13 protein-coding genes are annotated in these 15511 nt (G+C 70.2%); 9 read left to right on the top strand and 4 right to left on the bottom strand.

All coding sequences use genetic code 11. The annotated features are described in order from the left end of the window. Nucleotides 1-88 precede the first annotated feature (88 nt). From speB to AB0H78_RS09240, 3 genes are all read left to right on the top strand, one after another. On the top strand, nucleotides 89-1063 hold the full coding sequence (speB, locus tag AB0H78_RS09250) for an agmatinase (RefSeq protein ID WP_363233644.1): 975 nt from the start codon (nucleotides 89-91) through the stop codon (nucleotides 1061-1063). After that, nucleotides 1060-2748 (top strand): thiamine pyrophosphate-binding protein, encoded by a 1689-nt coding sequence (locus tag AB0H78_RS09245; protein WP_363233643.1) that lies wholly within the window; start codon nucleotides 1060-1062, stop codon nucleotides 2746-2748. Before speB ends, AB0H78_RS09245 begins: the two co-directional genes overlap by 4 nt. A gap of 157 nt (nucleotides 2749-2905) precedes the next feature. Then, nucleotides 2906-3490: a TerD family protein gene (locus tag AB0H78_RS09240; protein ID WP_363233642.1), complete on the top strand. Its 585-nt coding sequence runs from the start codon at nucleotides 2906-2908 to the stop codon at nucleotides 3488-3490. A gap of 97 nt (nucleotides 3491-3587) precedes the next feature. Here the strand turns inward: AB0H78_RS09240 and AB0H78_RS09235 are convergent, their stop codons facing one another. Both AB0H78_RS09235 and cpt read right to left on the bottom strand, forming a co-directional pair. Then, nucleotides 3588-4418 (bottom strand): endonuclease, encoded by an 831-nt coding sequence (locus tag AB0H78_RS09235; protein WP_363233641.1) that lies wholly within the window; start codon nucleotides 4416-4418, stop codon nucleotides 3588-3590. Nucleotides 4419-4551: 133 nt separating this feature from the next. After that, a complete protein-coding gene (cpt, locus tag AB0H78_RS09230; RefSeq protein WP_363234088.1) occupies nucleotides 4552-5082 on the bottom strand; it encodes a chloramphenicol phosphotransferase CPT in 531 nt (176 codons plus the stop codon). A gap of 142 nt (nucleotides 5083-5224) precedes the next feature. Here cpt and AB0H78_RS09225 point away from each other — a divergent pair, with 142 nt between their 5' ends. The 3 genes from AB0H78_RS09225 (at nucleotide 5225) to AB0H78_RS09215 (ending at nucleotide 11361) form a co-directional block, all read left to right on the top strand. Beyond that, on the top strand, nucleotides 5225-6505 hold the full coding sequence (locus AB0H78_RS09225) for a hypothetical protein (protein ID WP_363233640.1): 1281 nt from the start codon (nucleotides 5225-5227) through the stop codon (nucleotides 6503-6505). 116 nt (nucleotides 6506-6621) lie between these two features. After that, on the top strand, nucleotides 6622-7557 hold the full coding sequence (locus AB0H78_RS09220) for a serine hydrolase (protein WP_363233639.1): 936 nt from the start codon (nucleotides 6622-6624) through the stop codon (nucleotides 7555-7557). Between the two features lie 90 nt (nucleotides 7558-7647). Further along, nucleotides 7648-11361 (top strand): ABC transporter ATP-binding protein, encoded by a 3714-nt coding sequence (locus AB0H78_RS09215; RefSeq protein WP_363233638.1) that lies wholly within the window; start codon nucleotides 7648-7650, stop codon nucleotides 11359-11361. Nucleotides 11362-11427: 66 nt separating this feature from the next. Here AB0H78_RS09215 and AB0H78_RS09210 read toward each other — a convergent pair whose 3' ends face one another. Further along, nucleotides 11428-11916, bottom strand: coding sequence for a hypothetical protein (locus tag AB0H78_RS09210; protein ID WP_363233637.1), 489 nt, complete (start codon nucleotides 11914-11916; stop codon nucleotides 11428-11430). Between the two features lie 170 nt (nucleotides 11917-12086). On the opposite strand from AB0H78_RS09210, the gene AB0H78_RS09205 reads away from it, so the two are divergent. The 3 genes from AB0H78_RS09205 to AB0H78_RS09195 all read left to right on the top strand — a co-directional run bounded on the left by AB0H78_RS09205 (nucleotide 12087) and on the right by AB0H78_RS09195 (nucleotide 14805). Next, entirely contained in the window at nucleotides 12087-12476 is a 390-nt protein-coding gene (locus tag AB0H78_RS09205; protein WP_363233636.1) for a hypothetical protein, read from the top strand. Between the two features lie 124 nt (nucleotides 12477-12600). Next, on the top strand, nucleotides 12601-14028 hold the full coding sequence (locus AB0H78_RS09200; protein WP_363233635.1) for a S28 family serine protease: 1428 nt from the start codon (nucleotides 12601-12603) through the stop codon (nucleotides 14026-14028). 228 nt (nucleotides 14029-14256) lie between these two features. Then, nucleotides 14257-14805 (top strand): DUF1062 domain-containing protein, encoded by a 549-nt coding sequence (locus tag AB0H78_RS09195; protein ID WP_363233634.1) that lies wholly within the window; start codon nucleotides 14257-14259, stop codon nucleotides 14803-14805. A gap of 62 nt (nucleotides 14806-14867) precedes the next feature. Here AB0H78_RS09195 and AB0H78_RS09190 read toward each other — a convergent pair whose 3' ends face one another. Further along, a complete protein-coding gene (locus AB0H78_RS09190) occupies nucleotides 14868-15458 on the bottom strand; it encodes a hypothetical protein (RefSeq protein ID WP_363233633.1) in 591 nt (196 codons plus the stop codon). Nucleotides 15459-15511 lie beyond the last annotated feature (53 nt).

Below are 15511 nucleotides of genomic sequence, written 5' to 3'. Positions count from 1 at the left end.
ACGCACCGGCCCGCTGACGGCAGTCCTGTCAGTGGGCCGGTGCATTCTTGACAGAGCACCACCCGCACCACCCGGAAGGGCACCCACCATGACCAGCAGCAACGAGCAGCAGCCCCGCGGCCCCGTCGACTCCTCCCGCATCCCGCGGTACGCAGGACCCGCGACCTTCGCCCGGCTGCCCCGCCTCGACGAGGTCGGTACGGCCGACGTCGCCGTGGTCGGCGTGCCCTTCGACTCCGGCGTCTCCTACCGCCCCGGGGCCCGCTTCGGCGGCAACGCGATCCGCGAGGCCTCGCGGCTGCTCCGCCCGTACAACCCGGCACAGGACGCCGCACCCTTCGCGCTCGCGCAGGTCGCGGACGCCGGTGACATCGCGGCGAACCCGTTCAACATCAACGAGGCCGTCGACACGATCGAGGCCGCGGCCGACGATCTGCTCGCCACGGGCGCCCGCCTGATGACGCTCGGCGGCGACCACACCATCGCGCTGCCGCTGCTGCGCTCGGTCGCCAAGAAGCACGGCCCGGTGGCGCTGCTCCACTTCGACGCGCACCTGGACACCTGGGACACGTACTTCGGCGCCGAGTACACGCACGGCACCCCGTTCCGCCGGGCCGTCGAGGAGGGCATCCTCGACACCTCCGCCCTCTCGCACGTCGGCACCCGCGGCCCGCTGTACGGCAAGCAGGACCTGACCGACGACGCCAAGCTGGGCTTCGGGATCGTCACCTCCGCCGACGTCATGCGCCGCGGCGTGGACGAGGTGGCCGACCAGCTGCGCCAGCGCATCGGCGACCGCCCGCTCTACATCTCGATCGACATCGACGTCCTGGACCCGGCGCACGCGCCCGGCACCGGCACCCCGGAAGCGGGCGGCCTGACCTCGCGCGAGCTGCTCGAAATCGTGCGCGGCCTGTCGTCGTGCAACCTGGTCTCGGCCGACCTGGTCGAGGTGGCACCGGCGTACGACCACGCGGAGATCACCTCGGTCGCCGCCAGCCACACGGCGTACGAACTGACCACGATCATGTCCCGTCAGATTGCCGAGGCGCGTACCAAGTGAGCCCCCACGACCACCACCACGACGAGATCCCGCACCTCACCCCTGAGCAGCTCGCGGCCGCGCTCAACCCGCCGCCCGGGCGCAACGGCGGCGATCTGGTCGTCGAGTCCCTCCAGGGGCTGGGCGCCACCACGGTGTTCGGGCTCCCCGGCCAGCACGCGCTCGGCATGTTCGACGCGCTGCGCCGCTCCTCGCTGTCGTACGTGGGCCTGCGCGTCGAGAACAACACGGGGTTCGCGGCGGACGCGTACGGCCGGGTGACCGGCGAGGTCGCACCCCTGCTGCTGTCCACCGGACCGGGCGCCCTCACCTCCCTGGCCGCGCTGCAGGAGGCGGCGGCCGCGTCCTCCCCGATCCTCGCGATCTCCAGCCAGATCCCGACGGCCGGCCTGGGCGGCGGACGGCACGGCTATCTCCATGAACTCCGGGACCAGCAGGCCTCGTTCCGCGACATCGTGAAGTCGGTCCACACCGTACGTACCGCCTCGCAGATCCCCTCCGCGATCGCGGCGGCCTGGGAGTCGGCGCTCACCGCGCCGCACGGCCCGGTCTGGGTCGAGATCCCCCAGGACGTGCTGCTGGCGGAGACGACGCTCCCCCCGGTCACGGCGATGGACGCCACGCCGCGCGAGCTGCACCCGCGCCCCGAACTGGCCGCGGTGGCAGCCCACTTGCTGTCCCACGCGACCCGCCCGGCGATCATCGCGGGCGGCGGCGTCGTCCGCGCGGACGCCTCGGGCAAGCTGCGCGCGCTCGCCGAGAAGCTGAACGCCCCCGTGGTGTCGACCTTCGGCGGCAAGGGCGCGTTCCCCTGGGAGCACCCCCTCTCCCTCCAGTCCTGGATGGAGGACCGCCACACGACGGACTTCCTGGAGTCGGCCGACGTCCTGCTGGTGGTCGGCTCGGGGCTGGGTGAACTCTCCTCGAACTACCACACGTTCGCCCCGCGCGGCCGCGTCATCCAGATCGAGGCGGACCTCGGCAAGCTGGAGTCGAACCACCCGGCGCTCGGCATCCACGCGGACGCGCGCATCGCGCTCTCGGAGCTCCTTGAACAGTGCGAGCCCCGCCCGGACGAGACGGCCGCGGAGGCGGTCGCCGAGGTCCTGGCCAAGGTGAAGTCCCGTATCGACGCCCAGGACCTGACCTTCGAGCGGCAGATCCTCGCCTCGGTGCGCGAGGCGCTGCCCGCCGCGTCGCCCAGCTTCTGGGACATGACGATCCTGGCGTACTGGGCCTGGTCCGCCTGGCCCGGAGCGCTCCACTCGGCGCAGGGCGCGGGCGGTCTCGGGTACGGATTTCCGGCGGCGATCGGGGCTTCGGCGGCCGACCGTACGACGCCGGTGCTCGCGGTGTCGGGCGACGGCGGCGCGATGTACTCCATCGCGGAGCTCGCCACGGCCCGTCAGTACGACCTCCCGGTCACCTGGCTCATCGTGGACGACGGCGGCTACGGCATCCTGCGCGAGTACATGACGGACGCCTTCGGCCAGGCCACGGCGACCGAGCTCTCCCGCCCCGACTTCGTGGCCCTGGCGGAGTCCTTCGGCGTCCCGGCGGTCCGTACGACACCGGAATCGCTCACCGAGGACCTGGCCAAATCCCTCGCGGAGCCCGGCCCCTCGGTGGTCGTGCTCCCTGCGGTGCTGCGGATGTTCGCGCCCACGCACATCGCCGAGGACTGATATCCAGAGGGGCCGCCGTCGGAGGCGCCTGCCCCGGGGTGGAACTTGTGCGCATGCGACGGAGTTGTTGTCAGGTGGAGGGTGCCTTTGTGGTGCCCTCCCCCCGATGCGGTGCGCCGGGTGTACGCAGAGAAGCAGAGAGTAGGGAGCAGGACCCATGATCACGCTTACCAAGGAGGACGGGCCCGCCGATCTGGACGGCGTCACGCACCTGTCCATAGGGGTGGCCTGGGACCCGACCGTCGGGAGCAGCGGCGGTCTGCTGGGCAAGGTGAAGGCGAAGGCCGGCACCGACCTCGACCTGATCGCGATCGCGATGCAGGGCGACGAGCCCGTACGCCTGGCCGGCCTGGACTCGCTCGACCCGCTGGGCAACGGCTCCCTGGTGCACAGCGGCGACAACCAGACCGGCCACGGAGACGGCGACGACGAGACGGTCACCGTCGACCTCGCCCGGATCCCGTCGAACATCACCTCGCTGGTCTTCGTCGCCGCCGCGTACAAGAAGCGCAGCGCCTTCAAGAACGCGCGGAACATCTCGTTCAAGGTCTACGACGCCACCGGTGGCGCCAGCCAGCAGGTCGCCGAGATCTGGCCGTCCATGCTGACCAAGGACAACGGGTGCGCGGTCGCCAAGGCGATCCGGGTCGGGACGGTCTGGAAGCTCCAGGTGATCAACGAGACCGGGACGATCAAGCAGGGCGACGAACACTCGCTGATGCGGTTCGCGGTGAGCAAGTAGCAGCACCCGGCGGAGGCCCGGCCTCGGCCGCCCCGGCCGCACCGCCCCGGCCGTCCATGAGCGGACGGCCGGGGCGGAGTCCTGGCGGCGGGACCGCCTAGTAGATCGATTCCACCCACTCGGGGTGGTCGATGAACGGGTTGCGGTTGTGCTGATAGGTCGCGTAGATGACCTGGTTGCGGTTCTGCTCGAAGGCGTCCGGCGGGTCTTCGTCGTTCCACTGCTTGAGCACGGACAGCCGGCCGATGTACGGGTTGCTGCCGTTGTTGACGATGTCGTCGGGTTCGAGGTCGGCGAAGCCGTCGCCGCCCTCGTAGCGGACCGCCATGTAGAGGATCATGCGGGCCACGTCGCCCTTGACCGCGTCGCGCGGCTCGAAGGAGTTGGAGTCGACGAGGCTGCCGCCGCCGTTGGTGACCGCGCTGCCGCCGTTGTCGAAGTCCAGGTTGCCGCGGATGCCGTTGACCGCGACATCCTCCGGGCGCAGGTGGTGCAGGTCGGTGCCGGGACCGGTCGCCGTACCGAAGTCGCCGTGGGACTTGGCCCATACGTGCTCGCGGTTCCAGTTGCCGCTGTTGCCGCCGTTGAGGGTCTTGGCGCGGGAGATTCCGCTGTAGAGCAGGATGACGTTGCTGGAGTTCTTCGGGTCCTGGTCGGTGACCTTCAGGGCGTTCCAGACCGCGTCGTACGAGATCTTGGTCTGGCTGCTGATGATCGTGTGCAGCGCGGTCTTGAGGGACGAGCCGGTCTTGCCGATGGCGTTCGCGTAGTAGGTGTCGTCGTACGTGGTGACGGCGGCGGTCGCGGTGGGGGCGGCGGCCGTGGCCGGGGCGGCGCCGGCGCCGGTTGCCGGTACGGCGAGGGCGATGAGCAGCGTGGACGCCGCGAAGGTCAGACTTCTCCAGCGACGTATGTGCGAGGCAGGCATGTGGGGCTGTCCTCTCCTGGCGGGGCAGGTGAACCGGTCTGCTTTCTACGCGCGTTGACAACGCGCTGACCGAGAGAGTGACATGGCTGAGTGTTGCGTTGTATGAACTTGCTGGGGCGATTGCGTAACAGGTTCATGGACATGTCAGGCGGGCGGCGATGGTGCGGGCGCACTCCAGGGCTCCGGCCAGCGCACTGTCGACCTCGATGTCGTACCGCACCCCGAGATGCACCAACTCCGCCTGAGCGGCGGCCATTCCGGCGACCCGGTCGCCGCGCGCGGCCTCGCGCTCAGCGGCGACGGCACCGTCGCACCGCACGCCGACCCAGAGCGCGGGCTCCCCGTCGAGTGCCTTCTCCCACCTCTGCTGGGACTCGGCCCCGCCCAGGAACACCTCGTCGACGACGATCCGCGCCCCCGCCCGCACCATCGCCACGACCCCGGCGATCCAGGCCAGCTCCAACTCCCGGAAGGCGCCCCCGACCACGACCGAACCGTCCGGGCCGAACTCGATCCCCGCACCGTCCGGGTCCAGCAGGGCGGGAGGCAGGGCGTCCACGAAGGTGTCGGTCCCGAAGGTCAGCCACGGGTCCGGCAGCAGATCCTGCAGACATCGGGCGATGGTGGATTTCCCGGCGCTGGACCCGCCGTTGAGAACGATCATCCGTACGGATCCTGCTTGCGCCATCACAGCACCATCATGACAGGTCAGGGGCCTTCCGCGTAGGACGAACAGCACAGCGGACAGGGCTTGTTCGGGCTTCGGGTCGAGCCGCAGAATCTCCGCTGTGGACAACGTGGGGCAAGTGGATCAGGACGACATTCTGCGAGCCAGGAACGTACTGCTCGCCTCCGGACGGCGCACCCCGCAGGAGGAGGTCGACGCCTGCCGGGTGCTGGCCCAGGTCAGCCCCGCCTCCTATCTGCCGCGCCTGGTCAAGGCCTTGCTGCGGCTCAGCTACAACACCAGCACCGGTCAATGGCGCCCGGACGCACTCGCGTTGTGCGAGGAGGCGGTGGCCGCGGCACGCACCATCGATCCGGCCGAACCTGCCCGCGGCGATGTTCTGTACGGGGCGCTCGACAACTGTCAGCGGCGGCTGTACGCCCAGGGCCGACGCGTCGAGGGCCTCGCCGTGCGCGCCGAGATGCTCGCCATCGGGCGCGCGCAGGCCGCACTGTCGTCGGAGTCGGAGTCGGAGTCGGAGCCGAAGCCCGTGGCCCAAGGGCTGCACGCATGGGCCATGGGACTCTCCGAGGAAGGCAGTTACGCCGAATCGGCCGATGCGATGGGCGAGTATGTAGCGGCGCTGCCCGGCGGCCCCGGGAGCGGAACGCTCGTCGAGTGGATCGCCGCCCTCGCCGACGCGGGCCGCTCCGGCGAAGCGGTCGCCGCGTTCGAGACGCTCGTCGGCATGGAAGCCTTCGAGGTGGCGAACGACCGAGGCGCGATGGCATGCCGTCTCCACGCCCTCATCGGATACGCGCGGTTGCTGGAGACCTGCGGTCGGAGCGCACGGGCGGCCGCCGTACGGCAGGAGGGGGTGGCCGCGCTGACGGAGCTGGCCGCCACGGGTGAGCACGCGTCCTGGAGCGGATGCCAGCGGTCCTTCTGGGCGGTCCTGCTCTGCTTCTCCGGTGCCGACAGCGAGCGGCCGGCACCGGGCGTACCCCGGCCGCCTTCGGGGGCGACGCCGATGAGCTGGTCGCCCGATGTCAGGGATCGCTACTTCGACAGCCGCACCGCTCTGCGCGATGAGGTGGACACCTTGGCGGTTCTGGCCACCGCCGACCCGGGCGGACACCTGCCCGAGCTGGTGCGGAAGCACCGGGTCCTCACGGTCCGGTCCGCCGTGTGCTGGGAGGCCCGCTCCCATCTGTTCGCGGAGAAGGAGAAGGTGCGCTCCCTGTACGACGAAGGGGTGGCCCTGGCAGGCCAGTTGGACCAGCGGCGACCGGGGGACGGATCCTCGGCGCAGGCCGAGGCCCTGATGGACCGGGCGGCCTTCCGCGTCACGTCCGGCGAGCTCGAGCCGGCCCTCGACGACTTTCGACGGGCCCTGACCTGCAGGGGGGAGCCCCACTGACTTTCGTACGTCCGAGCCCTGGTCGTACAACTTTTCGGCTGGTCGTGAGTCATCTGTGACGGGCGTGGCCATGGGGGACGCCCGTACGCCGACCACGCACAGACCGGGGCCCTGTCATGACATCACCGCACCAGCACCGCATATCCCGCCGGGCGCGCGCCGCCCTCGCCGTCTCCGTGGCCGCCGGGGTCGCCGCGCCGCTCGCTCTCGCCGCGACTCCGGCCGCTGCCGCGACTCCCGCCGTCGCCTGCACCTCGGCGAAGGCCGGGCTCGCCGCCAAGCTCAGCAAGGACATCGCCGCCGCGCTCAAGGGGCGTACCCCGGCCGTGTCCGTAGGGCTCTACGACCGCACGACCAGAACCACCTGCACCCTGCGTCCCGACACGAAGTACGACTCGGCCAGCGTCGTGAAGGCCACGGTGCTCGCCACCCTGCTCTGGGACCACAAGAAGACCAACAAATATCTGACATCGCGCGAGACCGGCCTGGCCACCGCCATGATCACCAAGTCCGACAACAACGCCACCACGGCCCTCTGGAAGCAGCTGGGGGTGACGAAGGTGAAGGGATTCCTCAAGGCCGCCGGGATGACGCACACCGTCCCCGGGTCCGGCGGGTACTGGGGGCTCACCCAGATCACCGTCCGTGACGAGCAGCGGCTGCTCGCGCTCCTCACCGCCAAGAATTCCGTGCTCAGCGACAACTCGCGCGCCTACGAGCTCGGGCTCATGAAGAAGGTCGTGTCCTCCCAGCGGTGGGGCACCCCCGCCGGAGCCCCGAGCGGCACCACCGTCCAGGTCAAGAACGGGTGGCTCCAGCGGTCCACCCACGGGTGGCGTGTGCACTCCATCGGGGCCTTCAAGGGGAAGGGTCACGACTACACGATCACCGTCCTCACCCAGGACAACAGGACCATGACCGACGGCGTCAACACGATCCAGGCCGTGGCCCGCGTCATCCACCGCGATCTCAACACCACGACCGCGCTGAAGGCCACCGTCGCCACGCCCGCCGTGCCCCGGGAAGTCGCCCCGCCGGTGCCGCGGTCCTAGGTCTCTGGTCCGAACTTTTGTTGCAGCGGGATGAAATCCGCTGGTGGCCGCGTTGGAGCCCTTCGGTGGGATCGACAACGGGAGGCACCAGTGGCGGACGACGCCGCACAGCAGACGTGGGCACGACGGCTCATCGGTTACGCCTGGCGCTACCGGACCAACGTCGTGCTCGCGCTCGGCTCCTCACTGGCGGGCATGGCCGTCATGGCCCTGGTGCCGCTGATCACCAAGGTGATCATCGACGACGTCATCGGTGACGGCTCGCGGTCGCTGGCCGTGTGGACCGGGGCGCTGATAGCGGCGGCCGTCGTCGTGTACGTACTGACGTACATCCGGCGCTACTACGGCGGCCGCCTGGCCCTGGACGTCCAGCACGACCTCCGTACCGAGATGTACGGGACGATCATGAAGCTGGACGGTCGCCGCCAGGACGAGCTGTCCACCGGGCAGGTCGTCGGCCGCGCCACCAGCGACCTGCAGCTCATCCAGGGCCTGCTCTTCATGCTCCCGATGACCATCGGAAACGTCCTGCTCTTCGTGATCTCCCTCGGGATCATGGCCTGGCTCTCCCCGGTCCTCACCCTCATCGCGCTCGCCGTCGCCCCCGCCCTGTGGATCATCGCCAAGCGCAGCCGCACCCGCCTCTTCCCCGCCACCTGGTACGCCCAGGGGCAGGCCGCCGCCGTCGCAGGAGTCGTCGACGGGGCCGTCACCGGGGTACGCGTCGTGAAGGGCTTCGGGCAGGAGGAGCAGGAGACCGGGAAGCTGCGCGCCGTCAGCGAGCGGCTCTTCGCCGGGCGCCTGCGCACCATCAAGCTGAACTCGCGCTACACCCCCGCACTGCAGGCCGTGCCCGCCCTCGGGCAGGTCGCGATGCTGGCCGTGGGCGGCTGGCTCGCCACCCGCGGCGAGATCACGCTCGGCACCTTCGTCGCCTTCTCCACCTACCTCGCCCAGCTCGTCGGACCCGTCCGGATGCTCGCCATGGTGCTCACCGTGGGGCAGCAGGCGCGGGCCGGCGTCGAGCGCGTACTGGAGCTGATCGACACCGAGCCGTCCATCGAGGACGGCACGAAGGAGCTCCCGGCCGACGCCCCCGCGACCGTCGAGTTCGACGACGTGTCCTTCGGGTACGAGGAAGGCCGCCCCGTCCTCGACGGCTTCTCGCTCTCCATCGCCCCCGGCGAGACCGTCGCCGTGGTCGGCTCCTCCGGCAGCGGCAAGTCCACCGTCTCGCTCCTGCTCCCGCGCTTCTACGACGTCACCCACGGCGCCGTCCTGGTCGGCGGCCGCGACGTCCGCGAGCTGACCATGGAGTCCCTGCGCGCCGCTATCGGCATGGTCCCCGAGGACAGCTTCCTGTTCTCCGACACCGTCCGCGCCAACATCGCCTACGGCCTCCCCGACGCGACCGAGGAGCAGATCCTCACCGCCGCACGCGCCGCCCAGGCCGACCGGTTCATCGCCGAGCTGCCCGCCGGGTACGACACCAAGGTCGGCGAGCACGGACTGACCCTCTCCGGCGGCCAGCGCCAGCGCGTCGCGCTCGCCCGCGCCATCCTCACCGACCCCCGACTGCTCCTTCTCGACGACGCCACGTCCGCCGTGGACGCCCGCGTCGAGCACGAGATCCACGAGGCGCTCAAGGGCGTGATGGCCGGCCGCACCACCCTGCTCATCGCCCACCGCCGCTCCACCCTCAATCTCGCCGACCGCATCGCCGTACTCGACGAAGGCCGGCTCGCCGACATCGGTACGCACGAGGAGCTGGAGCGCCGCTCCGCCCTCTACCGGCGGCTGCTGACCGACCCCGACGAGCTGGGCGGGGTCTCACCGGGGCACGTCGCGCCGGCCGCGATCGTCGAGGACACGTCCGTACGGGACGAGCTGGACGCCGAGTTCGACGCCGAGCGGGGCATCACGCCCCCGCTCTGGATCCGCGAGGAGAAGGCCGACGAGGCCGCTCCCGGCGGGATGCCGGCGACCCCCGAACTGCTCGCGCAGGTGGCGGCCCTCCCGCCCGCGAACGACACCCCGGACGTCGACGAGGACCGGGCCGTGAAGCCCGAGGAGTCGTACGGCCTGCGGCGCCTGCTGCGCGGTTTCGGCCCCGTCCTGCTCATCAGCCTGCTGCTCGTCGCGATCGACGCGGGCATGAGCCTGCTGCTGCCGGTGCTGATCCGGCACGGCATCGACGAGGGCGTCACCAAGCTCGCGCTGGGTGCGGTCTGGGCGGCGGCCGGGCTCGGCCTGGGCACCGTCGCCGTGCAGTGGCTCGCGCAGACCGCGGAGACGCGGATGACCGGGCGTACCGGAGAGCGGGTGCTCTACACCCTGCGCCTGAAGATCTTCGCGCAGCTTCAGCGCCTCGGACTCGACTACTACGAACGGGAGTTGACCGGGCGCATCATGACCCGGATGACCACGGACGTGGACGCGCTCGCGACCTTCCTGCAGACGGGTCTGGTCACCGCCTTCGTCTCCGTCGTCACCTTCTTCGGGATCCTGGTCGTCCTGCTCGTCCTCGATGTGCAGCTCGCCCTGGTCGTCTTCGCCACGCTGCCCCTGTTGATCGTGGGGACGTTCTTCTTCCGGAGGAAGAGCGTCAAGGCGTACGAACTGGCCCGCGAGCGGGTCGCGCTGGTCAACGCCGATCTGCAGGAGTCGGTGTCGGGACTGCGCATTGTGCAGGCCTTCCGCCGCGAGGGCAGGGGCAGCGCCGACTTCGCGGCCGGCAGCGACAGTTACCGTCAGGCGCGGGTGCGCGGGCAGTGGCTGATCTCGGTGTACTTCCCCTTCGTGCAGCTCCTGTCGTCGGTGGCCGCCGCTGCCGTCCTGATCGTGGGCGCGCACCGCGTCGAGGCGGGCACGCTGACGACGGGTGCGCTCGTCGCGTACCTCCTCTACATCGACCTCTTCTTCGCCCCGGTGCAGCAGCTCTCCCAGGTCTTCGACGGATACCAGCAGGCCACGGTCTCCCTGAAGCGCATCCAGGAACTGCTGCAGGAGCCCACGTCCACGCAGAACGCGGCGGACCCTGCTCCCGTGACATCCCTGCGCGGCGAGATCGCCTTCGAGGACGTGCACTTCGCGTATGGGGACGAGGAGGAGGCGCTGAAGGGCATCGACCTGCGGATCCCCGCCGGGCAGACCGTCGCCTTCGTCGGTGAGACGGGTGCGGGCAAGTCCACGCTGGTCAAGCTGGTGGCGCGGTTCTACGACCCGACGGGCGGGCGGGTCACCGCCGACGGCGCGGACCTGCGGACGCTGGACATGACGGCCTACCGGCACCGGCTCGGGGTCGTGCCCCAGGAGGCGTATCTCTTCCCGGGGACGGTGCGCGACGCGATCGCGTACGGGCGCCCCGCCGCGAGCGACGCGGAGGTGGAGGCGGCGGCCCGCGCGGTCGGCGCACACGACATGATCGCCACGCTGGACGGCGGGTATCTGCACGAGGTCGCCGAACGCGGGCGCAATCTCTCGGCAGGACAGCGGCAGTTGATCGCGCTGGCACGCGCGGAGCTGGTCGACCCGGACGTCCTGCTGCTCGACGAGGCGACGGCGGCGCTCGACCTGGCCACCGAGGCCCAGGTCAATCTGGCGACGGACCGGATCGCGGGGCGGCGTACGACGCTGGTGGTCGCGCACCGGCTGACGACCGCGGCACGGGCGGACCGGGTGGTCGTGATGGACCACGGGCGGGTCGTGGAGGACGGCACGCATGAGGAGTTGCTCGCCTTGGACGGGGACTACGCCCGGCTGTGGCGGACGTTCGTGGGCGAGGAGGAGCCCGTGGGGGCGTAGGCGGCATCAAGCCCCTCAAGCGGGTCCGGGGCGGAGCCCTCGTGGGGCCCCGCCCGCGCCCCGGCTTCAGCGCCGCGGTCCCGCCTCCCTGATCCAGGAGATCTTCTTCGTCGCCAGGTCCGACTGGACGTCCAGGTACGTGTACGCCGGGTGCCTCGGCGAGCCCCACGTCAGCCGCACCGTCGACCACGTGTGCTCCATGCCGCTGTCGCCCGGCGTCACCTTCCACGCGCGCGGGACGTTCTGCGCGCGCAGCACGCCGTCCGCGTGGTTCCTGTTCTCCCAGGCGGCGAGGTGCCTGCGCAGCTTCGGCGTCAGGTAGAACTTCCGCAGGCTGTCGGAGAGCCTGCCGGCAGCTACGCCGCCCTCGCCGTAACCGGCGTCGATGTAGGTGCCGTAGAAGTCGGCGACCCTGTTGTACGCGACCTCGGGGCTGCCGCTGACCGAAGGGGCCGGCGGGCGGGGGGACGAGGTGGTCGTGGACGCGGCGGCCGGAACCACCGCAACCGCTGTGAGGAGTGCGGCCGTGACGGCGATGCGGCCCGCTGTACGCATGTGAACCATGGCAAGTCCTGCCCTTCGCGCGCAACCATTCGCGCGGTCTGTCCCGTTGGACCCCGGGTGGGTGGTTCTGGTTGTCCCCAACCTGGCACCGGGCCGCCTGCAACCACGCGCCCACGCCACGCGTCGTACACACATACGCTCATGTGGCCCAGGGGGAAGTTGTGTTCGACGGTGGTGTGCGCAGGAGGCTGGTCTTCGGACTGGCCGTACTGACGGCGACTGGGGCCCTGGAACTGCTGGCGCCACCACAGGGCGCGCACGCCGCGTCCGGCTGCCCGGGTCAGCGGGTGAAGTCGGTGGCCTTCGCGACGGGCCACCTCGACGTCTACCGCAGCGGCAGTTACTCCTGCGCGGTCGCGGTGGCCAAGTCGCCCGGAGCCAAGCGCCCGATGTCGGTCTCGCTGCAGGCGCGCGGGAGCAGGGCGGTCGTCGACAGCGGCAGGTTCGCCCAGTACGCGGGCCCGGTGAAGGTCCGCGACGGCGCGCGCTGCGTACGGGCGGTGGGCACGGTCTCGGGGAAGTCGGGCACCACGGGCTGGATCCTCTGCTGATCGGCCGAGTTGATCCACCGAGTTGATCCTCTGAGTGTCAACTGGGTCTGGCGAGCCCCCTGTTGCTGCCGCTAGGTTCACCAGGTCTGTCAGTCGTGATCTCGTGAACCCCAGGGGAGGGCGAATGCGCAAGGCGCTCAGATGGCTGCTGGCGCTCGTGGTGCTCATAGGCACCGTGAGTGCGGCAGGAGTGTCGACGGCCGGAGCGGTCACCACCGCCGAGCCGGACATCAAGGACCGGATCCTCGCGATACCGGGAATGAGCCTCATCGAGGAGAAGCCGTACACCGGCTACCGCTACTTCGTCCTCAATTACACCCAGCCCATCGACCACCGGCACCCCTCCAAGGGCACCTTCCAGCAGCGGCTCACCCTGCTGCACAAGGACACCAGCCGGCCCACGGTCTTCTTCACCTCGGGCTACAACGTCTCCACCACCCCCAGCCGCTCCGAGCCGACCCGGATCGTCGACGGCAACCAGATATCCCTGGAATACCGCTACTTCACCCCGTCACGCCCCCAGCCCGCCGACTGGACGAAGCTGGACATCTGGCAGGCGGCCAGCGACCAGCACCGCATCTTCACGGCGCTGAAGCCGATCTACTCCAAGAACTGGCTGACGACCGGCGGCTCCAAGGGCGGCATGACCGCCACCTACTTCGAGCGCTTCTACCCGCGTGACATGGACGGCGTAGTCGCCTACGTTGCCCCCAACGACGTGGTGAACAACGAGGATTCGGCCTACGACCGCTTCTTCCAGCAGGTCGGCACCAAGGAGTGCCGCGACAAGCTGCAGGCCGTGCAGCGCGAGGCGCTGGTGCGGCGCGCACCGCTGGAGAAGAAGTACGCGGAGTACGCCGCCGCGAACAACTTCACCTTCACCACCGTCGGCACCCTCGACAAGGCCTATGAGGCAGTCGTCCTCGACTACGTCTGGGGCTTCTGGCAGTACAGCCTGCTCGCCGACTGCGCGTCGATCCCGGCCGATGCCCCGCACGCCACGGACCAGGCGATCTGGGACTCCATCGACACGATCTCGGGCTTCTCCTTCTACACCGACCAGGGCCTGTCCCCGTACACGCCGTACTACTACCAGGCAGGCACCCAGCTCGGCTCGCCCGACATCCGCCAGCCCTGGCTCGGCAACCTCTCGCGCTACGGCTACCAGCCGCCGCGCCACTTCGTGCCGGCCGACATCCCGATGCGCTTCGAGCGGGGCGTCATGCGGGACGTCGACTCCTGGGTGAAGCACAACGCCCACCAGATGCTGTTCGTCTACGGCCAGAACGACCCGTGGGGCGCCGAGCGCTTCAGCGTCGGCCGTCACGCGGACGACAGCTACGTCTTCACGGCGCCGGGCCTCAACCACGGCGCCAACGTCGCGGGCCTGGCCCCCGACCAGAAGGCCCTCGCCACCGCCCGGATCCTGGAGTGGGCGGGCGTGGCCCCGGCCGCGGTCCAGTCGGACCCGGCCCAGGCCAAGCCGCTGGCTTCGTACGACGCGAAGCTCGACGCCCAGCGCCTGGACCGCGAACCGTCCTTGCGCCCGTAGCGTCCCGCCCGGCCCGCACCTCACCAGAGGCGCGGGCCGGGCGCCGGCCGTAAATCGGTGGCGCGACGCCAACGCGGGCAACTACCTTGCTGCCGAACCGAGTCGCCTAGCCGAGGACACACCCTTGTACACCCTGTGAGACCCCCCGAACGCTGACTGGTCGCGCGCCGCGCTTACGCGGACGCGCTGCTTTTTGCTGCGGACTCTCACTGAAACCGGTGTATCCCTGTGCTCCACACCTGGGTGGTCGCTCCCACCTGCCTGCCGCTGGTCATCCGCCGTTGCCACACGTGCGCGTCGGAACGCTTCATGGCCGACGGAAAATTTCGCGTCAACGCCCATCACAAGCTTCTCGACGCCTGGCTCCTCGTGCTCTGCACCGGGTGCGGGGAAACGGCGAAGCTGACGGTCTTCGAGCGGATGAACGTGCGCTCCGTACGACCTGAGCTCCTGGACAGGCTGCACGCCAACGACCCTGTTCTGGCAGCCGAGTTGCTCCAGAATCCGGCCGTGCAGCACCGCAATCGCATCGCCCTCGACTGGGACGGCGCCTGGCGTCTCGACACCGTCGGACCCGATCACCTGGACAGCGACGTGATCGATGTCGCGGTCCGCTTCGCGGCACGGATTCCGGTCCGCCCGGTGCGACTGATCGCAGAAGGCTGCGGTCTCTCACGAGGCCGGGTGGAGAAGCTCCTCACCGAAGGGAAGCTCGTGTCGGCGGTCCGGCTCACCGGCAGGCTCTCCGGCGACTTCACCTTCCTGCTCAAGCGCTGAACACACAGTGGCACGGGGCCTGTCCGGCAGAATCTGCCGGACAGGCCCCGGGCCGGCAGGTCTCACGCCCGCCGCGCGCAGCCCACCGGTTTCGTGCCGCCCAGCTGTACGTACAGCTTGGTCGTCGGTGGGCACAGGGCACGCCGTGCCACCGACGTCATCACCTTGAACTCCGGCTGCGTTTCGCCCGCTCCGTCGCAGGCCGTCTCCTTCACCTGGCCCTTGCCCGCGTTGTAGACGCAGTCCCCGACCACCGTGCGCGGGCCGCCGCCCTTGCCCGGGTCGCCGGGGTGCGGCGGTTCCAGGGTGCGCATGCAGGCGTAGCCGCGTGCGACGGGCGACGGTGTCGCGCTCGCGTCCGGGGCCGCGTTCGCGCCCTCGGCCAGTGCGGGGGTCGTCTCCGCGATGTACAGGACGAAGTCGGTCGGTCCCGGGCAGGCGGGCCCGGTCGTTCTGCTCCCCTCGTAGCGGACGAGCACGCGTGCGTACGCCTTCTCACTGGTGCAGGACACCTCGCGGAAGTCCTTTCCGCGCGAGCTGCACTCCTGCGTCCCCAGGAACGTCGCCCCGAACCCCGTGGGCTGCGGCGACTCCTGGAGTTTCTGCGGCGAACCGCCCCCCGACGGCTGCTGGCAGGAGCTCAGGGCTCCCATCAGTGCGACGCACAGCAGCCCCAAAAACCAGACTCCGAGCCTGTGCACAAGTA

It is taken from the genome of Streptomyces sp. NPDC050738 (assembly GCF_040654175.1).
In the GTDB taxonomy this organism is placed as follows: domain Bacteria; phylum Actinomycetota; class Actinomycetes; order Streptomycetales; family Streptomycetaceae; genus Streptomyces.
This window is presented reverse-complemented; position numbering and strand designations above follow the sequence as displayed.